Source organism: Enterococcus sp. DIV1767 (assembly GCF_050542585.1).
In the GTDB taxonomy this organism is placed as follows: Bacteria; Bacillota; Bacilli; order Lactobacillales; family Enterococcaceae; genus Enterococcus_D; species Enterococcus_D innesii.
Map to the genome: position 1 here is coordinate 2,827,808 of NZ_CP172936.1, position 19,654 is coordinate 2,847,461.

Below are 19,654 nucleotides of genomic sequence, written 5' to 3' on the forward strand. Positions count from 1 at the left end.
AATCGCAGTAATCCTTAGATTATTGTTTCACCAATGAAACAAAATCAACGTTCGTCCAAGCATTTCCTGAAGCCTTGCTGTAAACCCCGATTTCACAAGCACCTGTTGTAATTGGAATGTCTTTGATTGTAATTTTTGTCCATTCACTTGTTTTAACAACCGCAGTATTTAGTTCCGCTCCACCATAATTTTTGACATATAACTGATTGGTATCAAACTCTCCCCCAGACATTACATAGGCACTCAATGTGTAAGTTCCATCGCTGATGCCACTAACATTTTGATAAGCTGATGCCTCGTAAGCTTGGTCCTGCCAAAAAGTTAATTTGTAGTCTCCAAAAAAAGTCCCAGCTTCCGTTTTGATCGTACCTTCAGCTGTTCCTTGTTGAAACCACGTTTGCCAATCGGAAGGACTGGTCGTTGGTCCATCGCTCTCGAAACTTGCATTTTTAACCAGATTTGTTTGCGCCCCTGCTTGTTTAAACGCACGCAAGCTTGGCAAGGCGTTTCCAGCAAAATCAAACATCGCCTGGTTGTCCCATTCGTTTCCCATAGTAGATTGAACACCGAGATAATTCATACCTGCTTGTGTTGCCCAACTCACGTTTCCGTTGTACCAAAGAGGTTCCCAATAAAAGAAGCCCGCCCCGCGATCATTCGGCACCGCTTGAATACGATCGGCTAGATCCAGCAAATACTCTGCTTGTCCTGACGGTGTTGGTTCATATCCCCCCGCCGCTGCTTCGGCTTCGCCAAAGGCATTTGGCATAGTATCTGCATTCGCTGTTGTATGCCCATAAGCTGTTTCAACTACGATCACTTCTTTGCCATACCGTTGACTGATCGTATTCATATTGGTTTGAAGTTCATTCATTGAACCGTGCCAATACGGATAATACGATACTCCAATTAAATCAAATGACACACCCCGACTGGTGATTTCATCAAACCACCAAGTAAATGCTCCTGTATCGCCACCATCAGCTAAGTGGAGCATTACTGGAGTTGTTTTAGGTTGAGTGTCTCGAACAGCTTGGACACCGGACTTCAAAAAAGTAGTCAATCGATCAAACTCACCCCCGTCTTCTCCCCAAGACTTGCCATAAGGCCAGAGCATGCCACTATTCAGTTCATTGCCGATCTGAACCATATCAGGATAAACGTCTAGCTGCTTCATTTCCGACAGAACGTTCTTTGTATAGTCATACAATGCCGTGTTCATTTCTTCAAAGGTCAGATCTTGCCACGCTTTAGGAACATTCTGTTTCCCAGGATCAACCCAAAAATCACTGTAATGGAAATCTAGCAACACTTTGAGTCCAAGATTTTTTGCTCGTTTTGCAAGGGCAACCGTCGTTTCCAGATCATTTGTCCCTGCCCCATAACTTTCTCCGTTACTATTATAAGGATCCTGCCACAAACGCAGTCGCACATAGTTGACACCATTGTTTTTTAGAATCTCTAAGGCATCTTTTGAAATACCATCTTCATAATATTTTGCACCAGATTTTTCCATATCTGACAAAATTGAAATATCTGCTCCGCGAATAAATTCGCTGGCAGATGCTTCAACTGTTTTTGAAACAGCCCCCAAAGTCCCTATCACAGCTGCAAATAAAGCGGCTTTACGCAACCAAGCTCCCTTTTTCATTCATTTGCTCCTCCTTTATTGAAATTGGTTCAGAATAAATTGAACGGCTTTTTCAGGATCTCTCGTTAATCCGATATATTCTGCTCCTTTTGTCGCAACCAACTTGATTCCTAAGCGATCGGTATCTTCTTTGATATCATCATAGTAAGAATTGACTTGCGGTGCTAAGACCACCATATCAAAATCCTGCAGCATTTCGTAATGAGAACCATAAGCACCCGCCATTGCACTGATCGGTGCTTTCGATTCAGATGCGCCTTCTTTTAAAGCATTAGCTAACATCGCACTTGTCCCTGCTCCAGCACAAAGTACCAACACATTGATTTCTTTATTTGCATCGTTGATGACTTGGCTCGCTGCCACAGGTACTTCCTCAGGTATAGCGGCAGAAGTACCTTCCTCGGTTGCGATCACTTCTGCTTTTTGTGCTTCTTGCTCTACTAAGACAGCATCGTATGCTTTACAAAATGGCAGATAGATCAGGAAGTCAACGACGATTAGAACCGCTGCTAAAACAAAGGCTAACACCCCCATGCCCGTTCCTAGAACCAAACCGATTGGTGCCGGAGTTGCCCAAGGTAAAACGTACATAAAACTGTTCATGCCTAGCACATCGACAAAAAACTTAAACAAACAAACGTTTACAACAGGTGTTAATAAAAACGGAATGAAAAAATAGGGATTCAAAATCATGGGTGCTGCAAACAACAATGGTTCATTGACAGCAAAACTTACTGGAATAAAGGAAGCTTTCCCGACTGCCTTCAATTGTTTAGACTTAGCAAAGAGTAAGAAGATAAAAGGAACGACCAATGTGGCCCCAGTTCCTCCCATAGTTCCTACAAAATTTCCTAAACCGACTGTCAGTACTTTTGAAGCTTGCTCACCGGAATTGAACAATTGCAGATTGGTTTCCACATTGGCATAGATAATTGCTGCAATTGCTGGTTCCACGATTGACGGTCCATGAACACCGACAAACCAAAATAGCGCCATCGCTCCCCAGATGATAGCGATTCCTAAATAACCGTCGGCTGCTGTGAATAATGGCTGCAGCACAGTAATGATTGCTTCTGCAAATGAGATTTGGAAAATTTGCCGAATACCTAAATCAATTAAAACGGCCGCAAATACTGAAAAAGAGAAAGGAAAAATATCTCGGAAGGTTTGCGAAATCGTACCAGGAACTTCTTTAGGCATCTTAATGGTAATATCTTTCAGCACACAAAACTTATATAAATTAACTGTTAAAAATGCAGCGACAAAGGACGCCAATAGCCCCTTTGTCCCCATGTATTCCGTTGAAAATCCGCCTTCGATCGGAGAGACGCTTAACAACAGGAAACTTACCACAGAAGCCAGCATCACAGAAGTCGTGTTGATCACTTTGTTTTTCGGTAAGCGGCGATTCATCGAATCAGCCAAGCAGCGAGCAGTGGTTGCTGAAACAAGTAACCCTACAACCCCCATCGAATAATTATAGACTTTCCACAACCAAGTGGAGACAGCTTCAGGCCATTGGTAACCAAAAATCTCAGGAACCGCAGCAATCAAAATGAATATGCTTGAGAATAAAATAGCCGGCATCGCTGTTAAAAATCCGTCACGAACGGCTCCCAGATAACTATTGCGTGAGATTTTTTCAAAAAACGGTTTCCCTTTTTCGATTTGTTTAATGATTCCATCCATAGCGTTCTTCTCCTATCCTTGATTCTGCTTGTACAGTGCAATAAAGTCTTGAATCAGATCCCTCAGCAACAAAGTGGTCATTAAATGGTCCTGTCCATGGATAAAAATGAATCCCATCTCCATCTCTTTTCCCGATGCTTCTTCCGCTAAAATTTTTGTTTGCGAATTGTGTGCAAGGGTTAAATTTTCGTCGGCTTCTTTCAGTGCTGAATCAACATGCTCAAAGTTCCCTTGTCTTACTTCTTTCAATAATTTTAATAATGTACTGCGAGCGTCCCCTGAATAAGCAACGATCTCAAAACCAAGCATTTGTAATTCCTCTTTATTCATCTTTTCTTCCTCCATTATTACTTATTAAATAATCGTTTTGGTTTCACTAACTAATTTGTACCAGTATGCTGACTCTTTCGGGTAACGCTTCTGGGTTTCAAAATCAACATAAAACAAGCCATACCTTTTGTTATACCCATTTGTCCATGAGAAAAGATCCATAAGCGACCACAAAAAATATCCCTTCACATTTACCCCAGCTGTTATCGCCTTGCTTAAGGATTCCAAATAGACTCTCAAATAGTCGATTCTCGGCTGATCCATAATGATGCCATCTTCAAACTGGTCTTTATACCCCATGCCGTTTTCAGTGATATAGATTTTGTTATAATGCGGGTAATCGCTTTTAATTCGCAGTAACAAATCATAAAGACCTTCTGGATAAATTAGCCAGTCCCAATCCGTTCGAGGAATCCCTTCTTTATAAATGCGTTCTCCGATCCCCTTCACTTTATAAACAGAGGTTCCTTTTTCACCCGTGCCATTATGATGGATCGCGTTTTCTCCATCGTAAGCTCTGACGAAGTGGCATTGGTAGTGATTGATTCCTAAATAGTCATTACGCGTGGAGGCTTTTTTCAATTCAACAAAATCTTCTTCTGGAAAATGATAGCTCGCCTGATTTGCTTCACATATCTCATCAAGAGCATTTAAGGTTTCAGTCGAATAACTGCCTAAATAAGTAGCATCTAATAAGAAACGGATCGATAATGCATCGTCTAAAAAGGCTGCATGCTTGTCTTCTGGCGCGTCTGTTGCCGCATATTTCGTCTCTAATGAGTGAACGACACCGATTTCGCCTGGAAGTTCGTTTTCTTTGAAATAGTTCACTACACGTGCATGGGCAACCATCATATTATGAAGACAGGCGATGATTTTTGTAAAATCATATTTGATTCCTGGTGGGAAAACGCCTAACAAATATTGATTGGTCGCAACAGGATAGATTTCATTAAAGGTACTCCACACTTTCACTTCTTTGAATTCATGAAAACAAAAAATGGCATAGGAAACGAATGCTTCTATTGTTTCTCGATTCAAAAAATCTCCCTGGTCAAACAAACGTTTAGGGGTATCAAAATGATGCAGTGTCACAAACGGCGTTACGTTTCTTTTCGCACATTCTTCGAACACACGATGATAAAAAGCGATTCCTTCTGGGTTCGGTTCCCCTGTTCCATCAGGAAAAATTCGACTCCATGCAATGGATAATCTTAGCCCATTCACACCAAATCGTTCACACAATTCAATATCCCTTGCATATTGATGATAAAAATCACTTGCCGGATCAGGACTGAATCTACCCTGTTCCTCTAAAAAATCATCCCAAGCAACAGCGCCTTTACCGCCCTCCTTAGTGGCTCCTTCAACCTGATAGGCTGCTGTGGCTCCACCAAAAATAAAATCTTCTGGTAATTTAAGCATGTACATCTCTCCTCAAATCTATAATCAGTTTCCGCATTTTCTAACTGATTGAATTGTAATCGCATCCAAAACATTTGTCAACAAAAACAAACATAAATAATCACAAAAATCGGAAAATAATGATGGTTTTTATTGAAACAAACATAGAATATGTTTAAAATGTTTGTTTTTGTTCGAATTAGATTGACTGCTAGCCGATTATATGATAGATTATCTTTAAATTAGAGGTGAAGACGATGCTGAAAAAAGAAAGATTGTTTACTATCGTAGAAATGGTCAATAAAAAAGGAATTCTTACTGTTAACGAGATCATCAATCAATTAGATGTTTCTGATATGACCGTTCGCAGAGATTTAGATGAATTAGAAAAATCGGGCAAGCTGCTACGTATCCATGGAGGGGCTCAAAGTCTTTCCTATACTTTAGATCAAGAACTTTCTCACACCGAAAAAGCCACTCTACAGATTCAAGAAAAAAAAGAAATTGCTGCCGCAGCAGCCTCATTGATTCACGAAGGGGAAACGATTTTCTTAGGACCAGGTACAACAATCGAACTATTGGCGACACATTTACTGAACAAGAAAATCCGGATCATTACTAATAATTACCCAGTTTTTGATATTCTTGCGCAAGCAGATGGACCGGAAATTTTACTAATTGGCGGCGATTTTCGTAAAAATACCGGTGCATTTGTTGGACCGATTACTAACGACAATTTAAGAAGATTAAAGTTTACAAAAGCATTTATCAGTTCAAACGGGGTACACAACGAAGCCATTTCTACTTATAGTACAGAAGAAGGAGAAGCCCAGCAGATCGCATTAAATAATTCCCGTAAGAAATATCTGCTCGTTGATAACAAAAAGTTCAACCGTGATGATTTTTATGTATTTTATAATTTGCATGACTTCGACCTACTCATTACGGATCGTCAAATATCACCTGAGCTACAAGAGCACTATGCACAATATGTCGATCTGCAAATTGCTGATTCAACCGAAAATACCACTATAGGAGTGTAACTATGAAAGGGATTATTTTTGATTTTAACGGAACAATGTTTTTGGACTCTCATCTACATGAAGCTGCTTGGCTGCACATGATTCATGATCATACAAAAGATGGTTTATCAGATGAGGATATTTTAAAAAATATCCATGGTCGAACGAATACGGAGATTTTAAAACATTTCATTTCAGAACATTTGACTGTCTCTGAGATCGCCGTCTTGTCAGAAGAAAAAGAAAGCTATTATCGTATGCTTTGCTTGCAAAATGAGAACGATCTCCAATTGACAAAGGGGCTTGAAGCGACTCTTGATCAGCTGACTGACCAGCAGATTCCATTAACGATTGCCACGGCTACTGTTAAAGAGAATGTTGCTTTTTATTTTGATACTTTCGATTTAGCACGCTGGTTTGATTGGGATAAGATCGTCTATGACGATGGCTCTTTTCCTGGAAAACCGCAACCGGATATTTTTCTTAAAGCGGCTGGCAAATTGGGCTTAGCTCCTGCTGATTGTCTTGTTATCGAAGATGCTTATTCAGGTTTGCTTGCTGCCAAGCGTGCTGGGATTGGAACAATTATCGCAATTGATCCATTCGGAAAAAATAATGCAGTATTTGAACAGGCACAGCTAAATAAAGATGGAACAATCAAAGATTTTACTGATTTTTGGACAGAGTACCTATCTGTCATATCCGTTAATTCTTAAGCGATTCTATTAAAAACAACTGAGATGCATATCTCCTTTTATAAAAAACTGCAGTGAAATGACACGTGTCTTCATGTCATTTCACTTCAGTTTTTTTCATTTTCGTTTAGTTCTTACTCATTCTGCTAAAAATTTCTAGATTTTCTCCAACCAATCATTGTCATTCTTTTTGTTCTTTGAGAAAATAAGCACAACTCAATCGATTAATTTAACATTTTATCGATTTTTTTCGATTTTTTCAGTTGAAAGATGTCCACTTTTTTATTTTCAGTTGTTGTATTGTTAAGGAGGGAGAAAAATGCGTTTGAATGCTTACGAACATTATTTACTGCAGTTAACGAATGACTTGGTTCATTACCTGCAGTCCCTCGGCGCTTCTCAACAGGATGCCGAAGATATTGCTCAAGAAGCAGTTGTTAAAATCCTTGAAATCGATTCGGTCTTAACCGCAGAAGCGATTCGTCCGTGGCTGTTTCGTGTGGGGATCAATGGTTACTTTACGTTGTATAAACAAACAAAGCGACGGCGAGAAATCGTCAGGCAGTATTTGCCAGTGACTGCTTCTGGTATCAACTGGCAAGAAACTGATGATGATCTTTATGAGACACTTCAAGAATTACCCGTTTCTACCTCCACCCTTTTGATCATGAAGTACGCAGAAAATTTGAGTTTAAAAGAAATAAGCTTTTTACTGAATCGCCCGGAAGATAGCATCAAAACAGCATTATACCGAGGAAGAAAACAACTGAAAAAACGAATGGAGGAAAAGAATCATGACTATTAAAGATCAAGAATTTAAAAAAATCGTGAAAAAAGCTCGGCTAAAAAACACACATAGGACAATTGTTATTGCTGTACTGTCTTTGATAGTATTGATTGGTCTACCAGGGGGGCTTTATTTAAACTATTACAATTACGGTCCTTTTCGAGGAGAAAAAATAGCGGGTGTTCCAGATAATCATCTAGTTCAAGTCGAAAATCAAATGGATCTTTCCAGATTATTATTTGATTTTGGCTCACAGCTAAAATTTAATACCCAAGCTCGAGCGATGACGGTTTATTTTGATCACTATCAAAAAGGCGAGAAAACAACCCACAAGCTGATTGCTTCCTTAATGACAGATACCAAAAGCAATTATAACGGTTATTTAACAATTGGTATTTCTAAAGGGGAAAAAAAGCTGCTCGTAAACTTATCTTCCAATGGCGGAGCATCAGAAACAACGACAGATCTTACGGCATTTCAGTATATTTCTCTTGGAGAAGACAATGATCTTCCCGGGGGAGCAATCTACCACATTGAAGAAGATCCCCTAGAAATCCAAAAAAATGTTGAGATTCCTTTGATTTATATTGCACAAGGTGGCGACCTAAAATTATATGATGTGATGGAAAATAACTTGTCCGAAGAAAATTTAAAAAGCGTTGAAAACGTCTATTACATTTACTTAATAGTAGAATAACGAAAAAAGACCAGTTCAGGATGCCTGAGCTGGTCTTTTTTCTGTCATACTGTCGATTAATTCCGACGGTTGTTATTACCGAATAAAATAATCAAACGTAAGAGCTGCAATAAGGTTGCTACGGCAGCTGCGACATACGTCAACGCTGCGGCAAAGAGCACTCTTCTTGCTTGTGGTACTTCATCTTCTGTTAACAAGCCACCATCTGCCAAAATACGGATCGCCCGTTTTGAGGCATCGAACTCGACTGGCAAGGTCACTAATTGGAAAATAAACGCCAATGAGAAAGCCAACAAACCTAAGTTGATCAGAAACGAGCCTCGTAACAGGACCCCGATCAAAATCAACGGGATCGAGATGCTAGTTCCGATATTGGCGATCGGCACGATCGCATGACGCAAACGCAAAGGAAAATAACCTTTGGCATCTTGGACTGCGTGACCACACTCATGGGCCGCAACACCGATTGCTGCTACCGAAGTTGATTGTGCGGTGGATTGTGATAAACTCAGCATTTTGTTGCCAGAATTGTAATTATCCGTCAAATCACCAGCGATCGCTTGCACACCAACATTATTGATTCCTTGGCTTTGCAAGATGTACTGCGCCGCTTTTGTGCCGGTAATATTATTTTTACTTCTGACTTTGTCATATTTGTTAAAGGTACTTTTGACATACGCTGACGCTGCTAGCGAAATCACCATACCGATAATTACGAGAATGAAAGTCGGGTCATAAAAAAAGCCGAACCCGTATCCGCCCATACCATACACGATAAAATTCCCCCTTTTAATCTTTGACCTTATTTTACCATTAAAGTGGTGAAAAAATTATGAAGATGACTGGAAGATTTTGTTTTTAACCTTTTTTTACAAATTCTGATTTTAGTTTCATCGCGCCGAAGCCATCGATCTTGCAATCAATGTTGTGGTCGCCTTCGACTAATTTGATGTTTTTCACTTTCGTTCCTTGTTTGATGGCGCCAGATGCGCCTTTGACTTTCAAGTCTTTGATGACTGTCACTGTATCACCATCTACTAAAATATTACCATTGGCATCTTTGTATACGGGTGCTTCTTCCGCCGCTTGTTGCTCTTGCCATTCGTTTCCGCATTCAGGACAAACAAACAGCCCGCGATCTTCATAAGCGTATTCAGATTGACAATTGGGACAGTTAGGAATTTGAGTCATAGTGTTGCTCCTTTAAAATATAATTTTCGCTGTAAAAAACAACTCACCATCAGCATACCGAAAAACCACTAGTGGCGCAACCAAAAATCAGTGACCGATAAGCAAAAAAATCGCTTCTGTAGAGTGATAACAGAAGCGAAAATTCACGTGTATCCGAAAAGGAACTACACAGAATTCATTTTTATTTCGAGAAATAATTTGCACAAGCATCGCCGATCCACTGGATGAGTTGTACCAAAAGGATCAACAAGAGAATCACCACAATCAAAATCGCCGTTTCATAGCGATAATAACCATACTGAATCGCTAAATCGCCAATACCGCCTGCGCCAATCGTTCCCACCATCGCCGAGTAGCCTAAAAGACTGATCAAAGTTAACACAAATCCGCGAATCAAGGCTGGCAAGCTTTCTGGTAAAATCACTTCGCGAATAATTTGCCCCGTCGATGCTCCGGAAGCGACACTAGCTTCAAGGACGCCATAGTCGATTTCGGCAAATGCGGATTCAGCGATTCGGGCGTAAAAAGGAATCGCGGCAATCGATAAAGCAATCGCTCCGCCGGCCGGGGTATAAGGATCACCGATCAGCATCGCTGATAACGGAATCAACGTAATCAATAAGATCAAAAATGGTAGCGAACGGATTGCATTGACGACAAAATCGGCCAGATGATGCAAGAAAACATTTTTATGAAAAAGTTTACTGCCGACTAAAAACAGGACTAATCCAATCAATAAGCCGAAAACTACTCCTATAATTGCTGAAGTTCCCACCATGAAGAATGTTTCCCATAGTGCTTGGGGCAGGTTTGTTTTTAAAATCTCAAGCGTATCAGCCATTTTTCTCACCTATCTTTCTTAGAGAAAAGACGTTCGCAGCTAGGTGTGCTCGGGCTTTTGCTGCTTCTTCGGCGGGGCCAGTCAAATAGATATACAAAATACCGATCACATCTTTTTTGATATACTCAATTTTTCCGTGGATAATATTGATCGACACATCATAGGCTTTGGCTACAGTCGAAATCAGTGGTTCTAACGTATACTCCCCTTGATAGCGCAATTCCAGCAAGTCGCCTTCCGTGAAGGATACTAGAATCTCCTCGGGAAGCGTCAGATCCAAGTAGCGACCTACCAGTTTTTTCGTCATAGGCTGTTTAGGCTGACTGAACAAGCCATAGGTCGTTTGTTCTTCAACGATCCGCCCCTTTTCCATAACTGCCACCCGATCAAAAAACTTTCGGGCAACATCCAATTCATGGGTGATAAAGACGATGGTGATGCCTGTCTGTTCCTTGATTCGGATCAATAATTTCAAAATTTCTTCAGTCGTTTCAACATCTAACGCACTTGTAGCTTCGTCACACAACAAAATCTCAGGTTCGTTGGCAATCGCTCGCGCAATACCGATCCGTTGCTTTTCTCCCCCAGACAAATTATTCGGATACTCGTGAATTTTGTGAGGCAGATCCACCATTTCCAACAGTTCCTTGATCCTCGCTTCTTGCTTTTCTTGCGGATAATGTCCAGCACGCAAAGCAAAGGCTAAATTTTCCTTGATGGTTCGATTATGGATCAGATTGAAATGCTGAAAGATCATCCCGATTTTTTGTCGTACTTCACGCAAGTGTTTGCCTTTAGCTTGCGTGATGTCTTGACCATCAATCAGAATTTGACCACTAGATGGCACCTGCAGTAGATTCAACGTACGAACCAAAGTACTTTTCCCGGCCCCGCTCAATCCGACGATCCCATATACTTCTCCAGCTTGAACGGAAAAATCAACGGAATCCACTGCTTTTTTGATTTCTTTTTTATGAGTGAAGGCCACTGATACTTGTTTCACTTCTATTTTTGCCATAGGATCCCCTTCTTACTCAGTCCAAAATTTCGGTTGATCAAAGTTGCTGAACGGTGATTCGGCAATCGCTTCTTTAAATGCGTCACTTTCTAATACTTCCGTAACTGCCTTAGCAAAATCACTGTCTTCTTCTTCGGAGGACACCACAAAGACATTTTTATATTCTTCTTTCAATGACTCCAACGCCAAAGCATCTGCAGGATCAAGAGAAGCCGCCCAAGCGAAGTTTCCTGGTACTAAAGCTAAATCGACGGTATCTAACGAACGAGCCAATTGAGCTGCGTCTAATTCTTTAAAAGTCAGATTCTTCGGATTTTCTTCGATGTCATTCACTGTTGCTTTCGTTTCGTCGATATTGTCTGCGATGGTGATCAACTCATTGGCAGCTAACAGTTGCAAGGTCCGCGCTAAATTTGAGGCATCATTGGCAATCGAAACAGTCGCCCCGTCTGCTAACTCATCCAAGCTGGACAGTTGCTTCGAATAGATGCCCATTCCCAGTGTGGGCACTTTTTGTAATGCCGTAAGGGATAACTGGTTATCTGCCGAAAATTTTTCTAGATAGGCCGTATGTTGAAACAAATTGGCATCGATTTGTCCATTCGCCAAGGCATTGTTCGGCTGAATATAATCATTAAACACTTTGGTCGTGAGTTGATACCCTTTTTCTTCCAGTAATGGCGAGATCACCTCTGTCACCATGTCCCCGTATGGTCCCGGCGCCACTCCAACGACTTTTTCTTCCACTGCATTTACACTGTTTTCACCAGACTGCGTATCCTCTGTGCTGCTAGTATTGCCACAAGCTGCCAATGTAATTAAGACAGCAGCAGCAACTAATCCAACGATTCCCTTTTTCAACTGTTTCATTTCTTTGTTCCCCCTTTTTATAATAAAAAAACGTCCTTTCTCCATCATAGAGAAAGGACGAAACAACCTTGTTCGTGGTACCACCTTTAATTTATTGGCTGAACCAGCCAACCTTATCAGTTTATTAACTGCTTTGCTGTATCGGGCAATCCCGCTGCACGCTTGCTTTTGCTCACGTCCAAACGCTCCAAGGCCATCTTCAGTCAAACGGCTGTGCTCTTTCTCACCAATCCGAGCTCTCTGATCCAATCGAAACTGACTTACTCTTCTTATCATCGCGTGTTTTTTAATTTGTGTTTAACTATACGATAGCCTCAAATGAATGTCAATTCTTTTTTTCACGAAAATATCATCTTTTTGCAATAATTTTCACAGTGTTTACAGAGCCAAATTCTCATCTAGAATCAAGCCTTCAGAGACCATAACCGCATCGCCGATCAATTCTAATGCGCCCTGATCGACATCAACTTCGACCGTTAACTCGCCACCTAACACGTGCAGCAAGACATTCGCTGCCGCTTGCTGGTGACGTTTGGTCACGACATACGCAGTGGCACCAGATCCTGTGCCGCACGCATAGGTAAAACCTTCTACCCCTCGTTCATATGTGCGAACGATCAGCTCACCCTTCTCGTCTTCTTCATAGAAATTGACATTGGCCCCTTTGGGGAAAACCTCCCAATAGCGTATCTCTTTGGCAAGTTCAGCCAGCTGTTCCAACTCAGTTTCTGCTAGACCAGGATAGTGAACCACCGCATGAGGGATTCCTGGATCACCCAATTCCACATAGTCCACGAAAGAAACCATTGGATTCGGGTACGCTTGATCAAATGTAGTCACGGTGGGTGGATTCAAGGTTACTTTGTAGTGTTTTGCCGACAAACGCCATGCGGGGACATCGCCAGCAACTGTTTCGATGGTCATCTGCTCGCCAGCAATTCCCTTCTCAAAGGCATAACGGGCAATACAGCGAGCGCCGTTGCCGCACATTTCTGCTTCGGTCCCATCAGCATTGTAAAACCGCATCCGAAAATCAGCGGTTCCTGTGGGAAAATCCACTGCCATGACTGCATCCGCGCCAACAGAAAATTTCCGATGGCAAACCTGAGCAGCAAATTGCGACAGTTGTTCATGGGAGAATTTCAATGTGCGGTTATCGATTACGATAAAATCATTTCCTGCACCTTGCATTTTTGTATAAGGAATCATCATGTTGTCACCTGCTTTTCAAAATTTTACTTGCTGGAAGCTCCCTCTTTTAGAAACGAAGGAACCACTTCATTTTGCAGCATTTGCTCGTAGGACTGTCGTTTAACGGCTAATTCCGCTTGGCCGTTTTCCACAAAGACGACTGCAGGAATCTGTAAATTATTGTAGCTGCTGGCCATCGAATAGCCATAAGCTCCTGTTGCGAACGTAGCAAACAGATCCCCAGTTTCAACGGGCGGTAATGCAAGGTCTTTTACTAAGATGTCCGTGCTCTCACAAGCTTTACCAGAAATGGTGATCTTTTGTGTCGCAGCTTCGGAAGCGCGGTTGGCTAAGATCCCAGTGTAAGTTGCCTGATAAAGACCAGGACGAATATTGTCTGTCATGCCACCGTCAATGCTGGCGTATGTTCTGATTCCCGGCAATGTCTTGATACTGCCGATGGTGTGCAAACTGATACCTGCTTCTGCGACGATACTGCGCCCAGGTTCAATAACGATGGTCGGGCGTTCGCTCTGGTGCTGCGCATAAAAGGCGTCGATTTTTTCCATCACAGGATCTAAAAAGTAGCTGTAGGGTTGGCGAATATCTGCATCTGTGTATCGAACGCCAAAGCCGCCGCCAACATTTAGTTCTTTGATCCAATAATCAAAGCGTTCATGAATGGTTTGGACAAGGGCCAAAGCCGCATCAACTGCCGCTAGATGTGAGCGATTGTCCGACAATTGACTGCCGACATGAAAATGCAGGCCATAGAAATCCAATTCAGGTGCTTGAATCACTTCTTCCACTAACGGAAATAAGATTTCTTCATCTAAAGGAATCCCGAATTTCGAATCTTTTTGTCCGGTCGAGATAAATTGATGGGTGCTGACCGAAACCTCGGGTGTGATGCGCAACAAAATTTTAGCAACGACTTGCTTTTCTTGACATAACGCGCGGATCAAGCCGACTTCTTGAATGCCATCAACGATGATCCGTCCCACGCCATAATCAAGGGCGGCTGTTAATTCTTCAATCGATTTATTATTCCCGTTAAACTCGATGTGTTCTGCTGGAAAATCAGCTTGGATTGCTGTATACAGCTCTCCACCGCTAACCACGTCTAATGAGAGTCCTTCTGACTTGATCACTTGCAGCATTGCTGTGGTGCAGAAAGCTTTAGCGGCATAGGCTGCCCGTGTCTTGCTGTAGCGCGTCAAAAACTGCGCCTGAATCTTTTGGCATTCTTCGCGAATCTCCGAAACGGAATACACGTAAAGGGGGGTTCCGAAGGTTTTTGCCAACTCAACGGTATCACAACCGTCAATGTATAAGTGATTGTTCTTGATTTCTTTTGCCATCGCTTTACTCCTTGTCTGTTGGCTCGTTCAACGCCTCGATCAAACGAACGTAGCATTCGATGCCTTGCAATAGATTTTTTTCGTCAAAATTCATTTTGCTGCTGTGTAAAGGGTGGACATAGCCTTTTTCTTCATTTCGGGTACCCACAAAGAAAAAGACACCTGGGATCTCCTTTTGGTACATCGAAAAATCCTCTGCCAACATATATGGTGGTGTTTCTCGGTAGCTCTCCCCGACCACTTTTTCCAACACTTCCACCATCTCAGGATCATTGTCCACGACACGATAAAGATGTTCGAATTCGACATCCGCCGTGCAATCATATCCTTTGGCGATTTCTTGTGCGACAGTGGTGATTCTGCGCGTCATCGTTTCATAGACTTCATCTTCAAACGCCCGCATCGTTCCTTTTAAAACGACCTTACCGGGAATGATATTTTCCGCATCTCCCCCATGGATCTTCCCAAAAGTGATGACCCCAGCAGAAAGCGGGCTGATATTGCGTGAAATGATCGAATGCAATCCTTGAATAATCGCAGCCGCGGCTAAAATGGCATCATGTCCTTGATGAGGCTGGGCACCATGGGCACTCGTGCCGTTGATCGTTAGATTGATCTCGCCGTTACGGGCCATCATCGGACCTTTCCGGCTCGCAATGACTCCTTCGGGAAAGTCTGGGAAGACATGCAGCCCCACGATTTTTTCCACACCAAAATCTCGTAAGATGCCTTCATCGATCATCAATTGAGCGCCACCAGGGCTTTCCTCGGCTGGTTGGAAAATCAAAACGATCGTTCCACGAATCACTTCAGGATGTGTTGCCAAATATTTAGCAAACCCTAGCATCGTTGCCATATGGCCGTCATGACCGCAGGCATGCATTTTCCCTTCATGTTTGGAAACAAAGGAAACACCTGTCTCTTCTTTGATCGGTAGTGCATCGATATCCGTTCGAAAGGCCAGCGTCTTTCCTGGGCGATCGCTGCGAAAGACCGCAATCAAGCCGGTTTCAATCACTGGATAGATTTCTTTGATCCCAAAGGATTGCAACTGACGCAGCAAGTATTCCTTTGTTTTGAACTCAGTTAACCCTAATTCAGGGATTGTATGTAATTCACGACGAAAACGAACCACGTCTTCGGTTAATTCTTTGACTGCTTGCGATACTTGCATGTTAAAACACCTTTCTATTCATTCCTTTTAAAAATATCCATAAAAACCAACGAATATTCAGTTTTTCATTGATATTGTTTAATATTATAGTATATAATTCGAATAATCTATAGTATAAATTGTCGAAATGTTTCGATTTTTATTGAAAATTTTACCCCTCGTTTTGGTACACTTATACGTAGAGTTACGAAAAATAAATTGGTTGAAAGGATGTGTCGTAGTTTGACAATATTCAAAGGTTCTGGCGTTGCGTTGATCACCCCTATGCTTCAAGATGGTTCGGTGGATTTCGATAAGCTGAAGGAGTTAGCGGAGTGGCATGTGCAGCAAGGAACGAATGCAATCATTGCATGCGGTACGACCGGTGAAGCATCCACGTTAGACGATGAAGAACATATCGCGGTGATCGAAGCGGTGGTAAAACAAGTTGCTGGTCGAATCCCAGTCATCGGCGGAACAGGCTCCAACAACACCCAACATGGGATCCATCTTTCAAAAGAAGCACAGCGCGTTGGTGCTGACGCATTATTGGTTGTAACACCCTACTACAACAAAGCGACCAAGAAAAGTTTAGTCGCTCACTATGAAGCAATCTGTCAAAGCGTTGAGCTGCCAGTGATCTTATACTCCGTCAGCTCAAGAACCGGCCTAAATTTAACACCTGAAGCTGTGGCAGAACTGAAAAAAATCCCTAATATCAAAGGCATCAAAGAAGCCAGCGGCGACATTTCGCAAATCGCAGAAATCGCTCGTCTTGCGGATGATGACTTTGCGATCTACTCAGGAAATGACGATCAAGTAACCCCAATTCTAGCTTTAGGTGGCTCTGGCGTGATTTCAACGATCGGCAATATCGCTCCGAAACAAACGGCACAACTCGTTGCTGATTTCTTAAATGGTGATGTAAAAGCCGCCATCAAAGAGCAATTGCGACAAAAACCGTTGATCGATGCGATTTTCAGTGAAGTAAATCCTGTGCCGATCAAAGCAGCGGTCTCCTTGCTAGGCAAATGCGAATTGCATTATCGTTTGCCTTTGGGTGTCCCAGAAGATGCGACCCTCGTTCATTTAGAAGAAGAAATGACCAATTACGGATTGCTGTAAGGAGGAGTTTTTGGTGAAACAGATTTTATTAAGCGGTGCAAACGGTCGTATGGGCAAAGTGTTGCAAAGCCTAATCGCAAAGCACCCTCAGTTAGAAGTGGCCGCCGGCTTGGATCGTACCGAGCAATTAGATGGTCCCTTTCCGATCTATGATCGTCCAGAAAAAATCACGCAGCCGATCGATTTGGTGATTGATTTTTCTCATTATAGCAATGTCCCTGCCTTATTGAACTATTGTGTCGAACAGCAGCTGCCTATCGTGGTTGCTACAACTGGTTTGACGGAAGACACGCAGATGATGCTGCCGTTGGCTGCTAAAGTGATCCCAGTTTTCTATTCTGCCAATATGTCGTTGGGGATCAATGTACTGATCAAAGCACTACAAAGTATCACCCCCGCATTAGAAGCTGACTTTGACATTGAGATCATCGAAAAGCATCATAATCAAAAACTCGATGCACCAAGTGGTACAGCTTTGCTGTTGGCAGATAGTATCAATGACAGCTGCGAAACGAAAAAAGAGTATCTCTACGGGCGTGAAGGCAGTGATCTAGTAAATGACCGCAAGCAGATGGGCATCCATGCCGTTCGCGGCGGAACGATTCCTGGAGAACACATTGTCATCTACGCTGGGCAGGATGAAATCATTGAATTAAAACACACAGCGCTCTCCCGCGAAATCTTCGCCAATGGTGCGCTAAAAGCAGCGGAATTTTTAGCCAACCAACCAGCTGGTTTTTATTCCATGCAAAATCTAATCGACAAGTAAAGGTGGTCTCTCATGACAGAATTACAATTTTCCGATCCTTATCAATTAGCAAAATACATCAAAGAAGCAAATAAACAAACACCTGTAAAAGTCTATATCAATGGAGATCTTAGTAACGTCCAAGCAGATGGCATCCAATTGTTTGGTAACGGCACTTTCTATTTCGTGGTTGGTGACAGTCAAAAAGTGGCTGAGTTTTTAACCGCGCACCAAGACAAAATCACCGATCACTATCTGGAAAATGATCGCCGCAACTCAGCAATCCCTTTATTGGACTTGACGAAAGTCGATGCCCGTATCGAACCAGGTGCCTTTATCCGTGACCAAGCCATCATTGAAAAAAATGCCGTTATCATGATGGGGGCCGTGATCAACATTGGTGCCGTCGTTGGTGAAGAAACCATGATCGACATGGGTGCGATTTTAGGCGCCCGAGCAACCGTTGGGAAAAAAGCCCATATTGGCGCTGGTGCTGTCTTGGCTGGCGTTCTTGAGCCACCTTCAGCAAGCCCAGTCATCATTGAAGACAATGTTTTGATCGGTGCAAATGCCGTTGTCCTTGAAGGTGTCCGTGTCGGCGAAGGTGCAGTCGTCGCTGCCGGTTCTGTGGTAACTGAAGATGTCCCTGCTGGCGCAGTCGTTGCTGGATCACCAGCCAAAGTCATCAAAATGAAAGACGAGAAAACGAAAAGCAAAACCGAATTTTTAGACGATCTACGGGGCTAACCGCGCTTTTCTCAAAAATAAACAAAAAAACGCAGTGCGGGTTCAGTGATGAGCCTGCGCTGCGTTTTGTCTAAAAAAGGGCGTGCCGAAAGCTTTTGGCACGCCCTTTTTTATTGGCAAATGTTCTTGTGAAAGTGTTTATTCTGCTTGAAATTCTTTGATCGCTGCTTGGATCTCTTGATAGATCACGGCAACTTCTTCAAGGTCTTTTGCGTTTGCTCCACTGGCAAGGGGATGTCCGCCGCCATGATGACGTTTGGCGATCTCATTGATCACTGGACCTTTCGAACGCATCCGCACTCGGTAATAGCCTTCTGGTTGTTCGACAAAGATCGCCCAAGCCAGCACCTCATCGATTTTCCCTGGTAAGGAAACGACTGCTGAGGTTTCCGAATCCACTACGCCAAAACGCTGCTGCAATTCTTGTGATAGGATCACTTTGCCAGCACCAATCTCATCGATTTCGATGTTTTCGTAGACATACCCTGAAAGGCGAGCAACACTGCGAGAGACTTGATCCAATTGCCGATTGATCTTCGGTGCATCAAAACCGTAATCCAATAGTTCAGCCGCTAAGCGCAGCGTTGTCGCTGTCGTTGCCGGATATAAAAACCGTCCAGTATCACCAACGATGCCTGCATATAGCAGACGAGCCGCTTCTTGCGTCATCGTCAGCTCGTTTTGAAACATTTGCCAAAACGAAACGATCATCTCACTACAGCTGCTGGCTTTTGTATTGACCCAGACCAGCTCTCCGTAAGGCTCATCATTAGGGTGATGATCGATTTTGATCAATTTCGCCCCTTGATCATAGCGTTGGTCACTGACCCGTGGTGCATTGGCCGTATCTGTAACGATCACTAGTGCCCCTTTATACAAATCATCAGGGATCGTCTGCATCAGCGCCAAGTAATCCAATCCTTCAACAGGTCCGCCGACTTGATAGATTTCTTTTTTGGGAAAACTAGCTCGTAAAATTTCTGCCAAGCCCACTTGTGATCCTAATGCATCTGGATCAGGGCGTTGGTGCCGATGGATAATGATTCGGTCGAATGCTTTGATTGTTGCAAGTATTTCTTCTTGTACCTTCATGAATGGTCTCAACTTTCTCTCTAAAATTTTTCCATAAGTGCC

At 42.6% G+C, this 19,654-nt stretch carries 20 protein-coding genes and 1 other annotated feature; of the genes, 7 read left to right on the top strand and 13 right to left on the bottom strand.

What is annotated here, in order from left to right; all coding sequences use genetic code 11:
* Positions 1 to 19: 19 nt before the first annotated feature.
* Genes IGI78_RS13340 through lacG form a run of 4 tightly spaced genes read right to left on the bottom strand, consistent with a single transcriptional unit; the run spans position 20 to position 5,095 of the window.
* Positions 20 to 1,651, bottom strand: a complete 1,632-nt coding sequence (locus IGI78_RS13340) for a glycoside hydrolase family 53 protein (RefSeq protein WP_195266129.1) — start codon at positions 1,649 to 1,651, stop codon at positions 20 to 22.
* A gap of 15 nt (positions 1,652 to 1,666) precedes the next feature.
* The gene (locus IGI78_RS13345; RefSeq protein WP_195266130.1) at positions 1,667 to 3,340 is read right to left on the bottom strand and encodes a PTS lactose transporter subunit IIBC; all 1,674 of its coding nucleotides are present in this window, start codon (positions 3,338 to 3,340) and stop codon (positions 1,667 to 1,669) included.
* A gap of 12 nt (positions 3,341 to 3,352) precedes the next feature.
* Positions 3,353 to 3,670 (bottom strand): PTS lactose/cellobiose transporter subunit IIA, encoded by a 318-nt coding sequence (locus IGI78_RS13350; protein WP_010749967.1) that lies wholly within the window; start codon positions 3,668 to 3,670, stop codon positions 3,353 to 3,355.
* Positions 3,671 to 3,694: 24 nt separating this feature from the next.
* Positions 3,695 to 5,095 carry a 6-phospho-beta-galactosidase gene (gene lacG, locus IGI78_RS13355; RefSeq protein ID WP_140965303.1) on the bottom strand — a complete coding sequence of 467 codons (1,401 nt, stop codon included), beginning with the start codon at positions 5,093 to 5,095 and terminating at the stop codon, positions 3,695 to 3,697.
* 236 nt (positions 5,096 to 5,331) lie between these two features.
* Between lacG and IGI78_RS13360 the strand changes: the two genes are divergently transcribed.
* From IGI78_RS13360 to IGI78_RS13375, 4 genes are all read left to right on the top strand, one after another.
* A complete protein-coding gene (locus IGI78_RS13360) occupies positions 5,332 to 6,117 on the top strand; it encodes a DeoR/GlpR family DNA-binding transcription regulator (RefSeq protein WP_016621693.1) in 786 nt (261 codons plus the stop codon).
* A 2-nt stretch (positions 6,118 to 6,119) separates the two neighbouring features.
* Positions 6,120 to 6,812 (top strand): HAD family hydrolase, encoded by a 693-nt coding sequence (locus IGI78_RS13365; protein WP_081117874.1) that lies wholly within the window; start codon positions 6,120 to 6,122, stop codon positions 6,810 to 6,812.
* A gap of 298 nt (positions 6,813 to 7,110) precedes the next feature.
* The gene (locus IGI78_RS13370; protein ID WP_081117873.1) at positions 7,111 to 7,596 is read left to right on the top strand and encodes an RNA polymerase sigma factor; all 486 of its coding nucleotides are present in this window, start codon (positions 7,111 to 7,113) and stop codon (positions 7,594 to 7,596) included.
* A complete protein-coding gene (locus IGI78_RS13375; protein ID WP_081117872.1) occupies positions 7,586 to 8,275 on the top strand; it encodes a hypothetical protein in 690 nt (229 codons plus the stop codon). Before IGI78_RS13370 ends, IGI78_RS13375 begins: the two co-directional genes overlap by 11 nt.
* Before the next feature lie 56 nt (positions 8,276 to 8,331).
* Here the strand turns inward: IGI78_RS13375 and IGI78_RS13380 are convergent, their stop codons facing one another.
* From IGI78_RS13380 to IGI78_RS13415, 8 genes are all read right to left on the bottom strand, one after another.
* A complete protein-coding gene (locus IGI78_RS13380) occupies positions 8,332 to 9,039 on the bottom strand; it encodes a zinc metallopeptidase (RefSeq protein WP_005228270.1) in 708 nt (235 codons plus the stop codon).
* A gap of 94 nt (positions 9,040 to 9,133) precedes the next feature.
* Positions 9,134 to 9,466 carry a zinc ribbon domain-containing protein YjdM gene (locus tag IGI78_RS13385; RefSeq protein ID WP_005228268.1) on the bottom strand — a complete coding sequence of 111 codons (333 nt, stop codon included), beginning with the start codon at positions 9,464 to 9,466 and terminating at the stop codon, positions 9,134 to 9,136.
* A 181-nt stretch (positions 9,467 to 9,647) separates the two neighbouring features.
* Complete coding sequence (locus tag IGI78_RS13390; protein ID WP_081117871.1) at positions 9,648 to 10,307, bottom strand: methionine ABC transporter permease; 660 nt, start codon at positions 10,305 to 10,307, stop codon at positions 9,648 to 9,650.
* Positions 10,300 to 11,325 carry a methionine ABC transporter ATP-binding protein gene (locus IGI78_RS13395; protein WP_195266132.1) on the bottom strand — a complete coding sequence of 342 codons (1,026 nt, stop codon included), beginning with the start codon at positions 11,323 to 11,325 and terminating at the stop codon, positions 10,300 to 10,302. Before IGI78_RS13395 ends, IGI78_RS13390 begins: the two co-directional genes overlap by 8 nt.
* Before the next feature lie 12 nt (positions 11,326 to 11,337).
* Complete coding sequence (locus IGI78_RS13400; RefSeq protein ID WP_042890512.1) at positions 11,338 to 12,195, bottom strand: MetQ/NlpA family ABC transporter substrate-binding protein; 858 nt, start codon at positions 12,193 to 12,195, stop codon at positions 11,338 to 11,340.
* Positions 12,196 to 12,245: 50 nt separating this feature from the next.
* Positions 12,246 to 12,480: a binding site (T-box leader), on the bottom strand.
* A 93-nt stretch (positions 12,481 to 12,573) separates the two neighbouring features.
* Entirely contained in the window at positions 12,574 to 13,407 is an 834-nt protein-coding gene (gene dapF, locus IGI78_RS13405) for a diaminopimelate epimerase (RefSeq protein WP_195266134.1), read from the bottom strand.
* A gap of 23 nt (positions 13,408 to 13,430) precedes the next feature.
* Positions 13,431 to 14,747, bottom strand: coding sequence for a diaminopimelate decarboxylase (gene lysA, locus IGI78_RS13410; RefSeq protein WP_081117868.1), 1,317 nt, complete (start codon positions 14,745 to 14,747; stop codon positions 13,431 to 13,433).
* Between the two features lie 4 nt (positions 14,748 to 14,751).
* On the bottom strand, positions 14,752 to 15,921 hold the full coding sequence (locus IGI78_RS13415; protein ID WP_005228259.1) for a M20 metallopeptidase family protein: 1,170 nt from the start codon (positions 15,919 to 15,921) through the stop codon (positions 14,752 to 14,754).
* Positions 15,922 to 16,143: 222 nt separating this feature from the next.
* On the opposite strand from IGI78_RS13415, the gene dapA reads away from it, so the two are divergent.
* The 3 genes from dapA to dapD are packed head-to-tail and all read left to right on the top strand — an operon-like array spanning position 16,144 to position 18,520.
* On the top strand, positions 16,144 to 17,025 hold the full coding sequence (gene dapA / locus IGI78_RS13420) for a 4-hydroxy-tetrahydrodipicolinate synthase (protein ID WP_008380503.1): 882 nt from the start codon (positions 16,144 to 16,146) through the stop codon (positions 17,023 to 17,025).
* 13 nt (positions 17,026 to 17,038) lie between these two features.
* Positions 17,039 to 17,794, top strand: coding sequence for a 4-hydroxy-tetrahydrodipicolinate reductase (dapB, locus tag IGI78_RS13425; protein WP_015510324.1), 756 nt, complete (start codon positions 17,039 to 17,041; stop codon positions 17,792 to 17,794).
* A gap of 12 nt (positions 17,795 to 17,806) precedes the next feature.
* Positions 17,807 to 18,520 (top strand): 2,3,4,5-tetrahydropyridine-2,6-dicarboxylate N-acetyltransferase, encoded by a 714-nt coding sequence (dapD, locus tag IGI78_RS13430; protein ID WP_005228253.1) that lies wholly within the window; start codon positions 17,807 to 17,809, stop codon positions 18,518 to 18,520.
* A 138-nt stretch (positions 18,521 to 18,658) separates the two neighbouring features.
* Here dapD and IGI78_RS13435 read toward each other — a convergent pair whose 3' ends face one another.
* Positions 18,659 to 19,612, bottom strand: a complete 954-nt coding sequence (locus tag IGI78_RS13435) for a DHH family phosphoesterase (protein WP_195266136.1) — start codon at positions 19,610 to 19,612, stop codon at positions 18,659 to 18,661.
* Positions 19,613 to 19,654: the final 42 nt, after the last annotated feature.

Bases quoted from the DNA above. Each gene is read 5' to 3' on its own strand.
- IGI78_RS13340 (WP_195266129.1), bottom strand. From the start codon at position 1,651: ATGAAAAAGGGAGCTTGGTTGCGTAAAGCCGCTTTATTTGCAGCTGTG.
- IGI78_RS13345 (WP_195266130.1), bottom strand. From the start codon at position 3,340: ATGGATGGAATCATTAAACAAATCGAAAAAGGGAAACCGTTTTTTGAA.
- IGI78_RS13350 (WP_010749967.1), bottom strand. From the start codon at position 3,670: ATGAATAAAGAGGAATTACAAATGCTTGGTTTTGAGATCGTTGCTTAT.
- lacG (WP_140965303.1), bottom strand. From the start codon at position 5,095: ATGCTTAAATTACCAGAAGATTTTATTTTTGGTGGAGCCACAGCAGCC.
- IGI78_RS13360 (WP_016621693.1), top strand. From the start codon at position 5,332: ATGCTGAAAAAAGAAAGATTGTTTACTATCGTAGAAATGGTCAATAAA.
- IGI78_RS13365 (WP_081117874.1), top strand. From the start codon at position 6,120: ATGAAAGGGATTATTTTTGATTTTAACGGAACAATGTTTTTGGACTCT.
- IGI78_RS13370 (WP_081117873.1), top strand. From the start codon at position 7,111: ATGCGTTTGAATGCTTACGAACATTATTTACTGCAGTTAACGAATGAC.
- IGI78_RS13375 (WP_081117872.1), top strand. From the start codon at position 7,586: ATGACTATTAAAGATCAAGAATTTAAAAAAATCGTGAAAAAAGCTCGG.
- IGI78_RS13380 (WP_005228270.1), bottom strand. From the start codon at position 9,039: ATGGGCGGATACGGGTTCGGCTTTTTTTATGACCCGACTTTCATTCTC.
- IGI78_RS13385 (WP_005228268.1), bottom strand. From the start codon at position 9,466: ATGACTCAAATTCCTAACTGTCCCAATTGTCAATCTGAATACGCTTAT.
- IGI78_RS13390 (WP_081117871.1), bottom strand. From the start codon at position 10,307: ATGGCTGATACGCTTGAGATTTTAAAAACAAACCTGCCCCAAGCACTA.
- IGI78_RS13395 (WP_195266132.1), bottom strand. From the start codon at position 11,325: ATGGCAAAAATAGAAGTGAAACAAGTATCAGTGGCCTTCACTCATAAA.
- IGI78_RS13400 (WP_042890512.1), bottom strand. From the start codon at position 12,195: ATGAAACAGTTGAAAAAGGGAATCGTTGGATTAGTTGCTGCTGCTGTC.
- dapF (WP_195266134.1), bottom strand. From the start codon at position 13,407: ATGATGATTCCTTATACAAAAATGCAAGGTGCAGGAAATGATTTTATC.
- lysA (WP_081117868.1), bottom strand. From the start codon at position 14,747: ATGGCAAAAGAAATCAAGAACAATCACTTATACATTGACGGTTGTGAT.
- IGI78_RS13415 (WP_005228259.1), bottom strand. From the start codon at position 15,921: ATGCAAGTATCGCAAGCAGTCAAAGAATTAACCGAAGACGTGGTTCGT.
- dapD (WP_005228253.1), top strand. From the start codon at position 17,807: ATGACAGAATTACAATTTTCCGATCCTTATCAATTAGCAAAATACATC.
- IGI78_RS13435 (WP_195266136.1), bottom strand. From the start codon at position 19,612: ATGAAGGTACAAGAAGAAATACTTGCAACAATCAAAGCATTCGACCGA.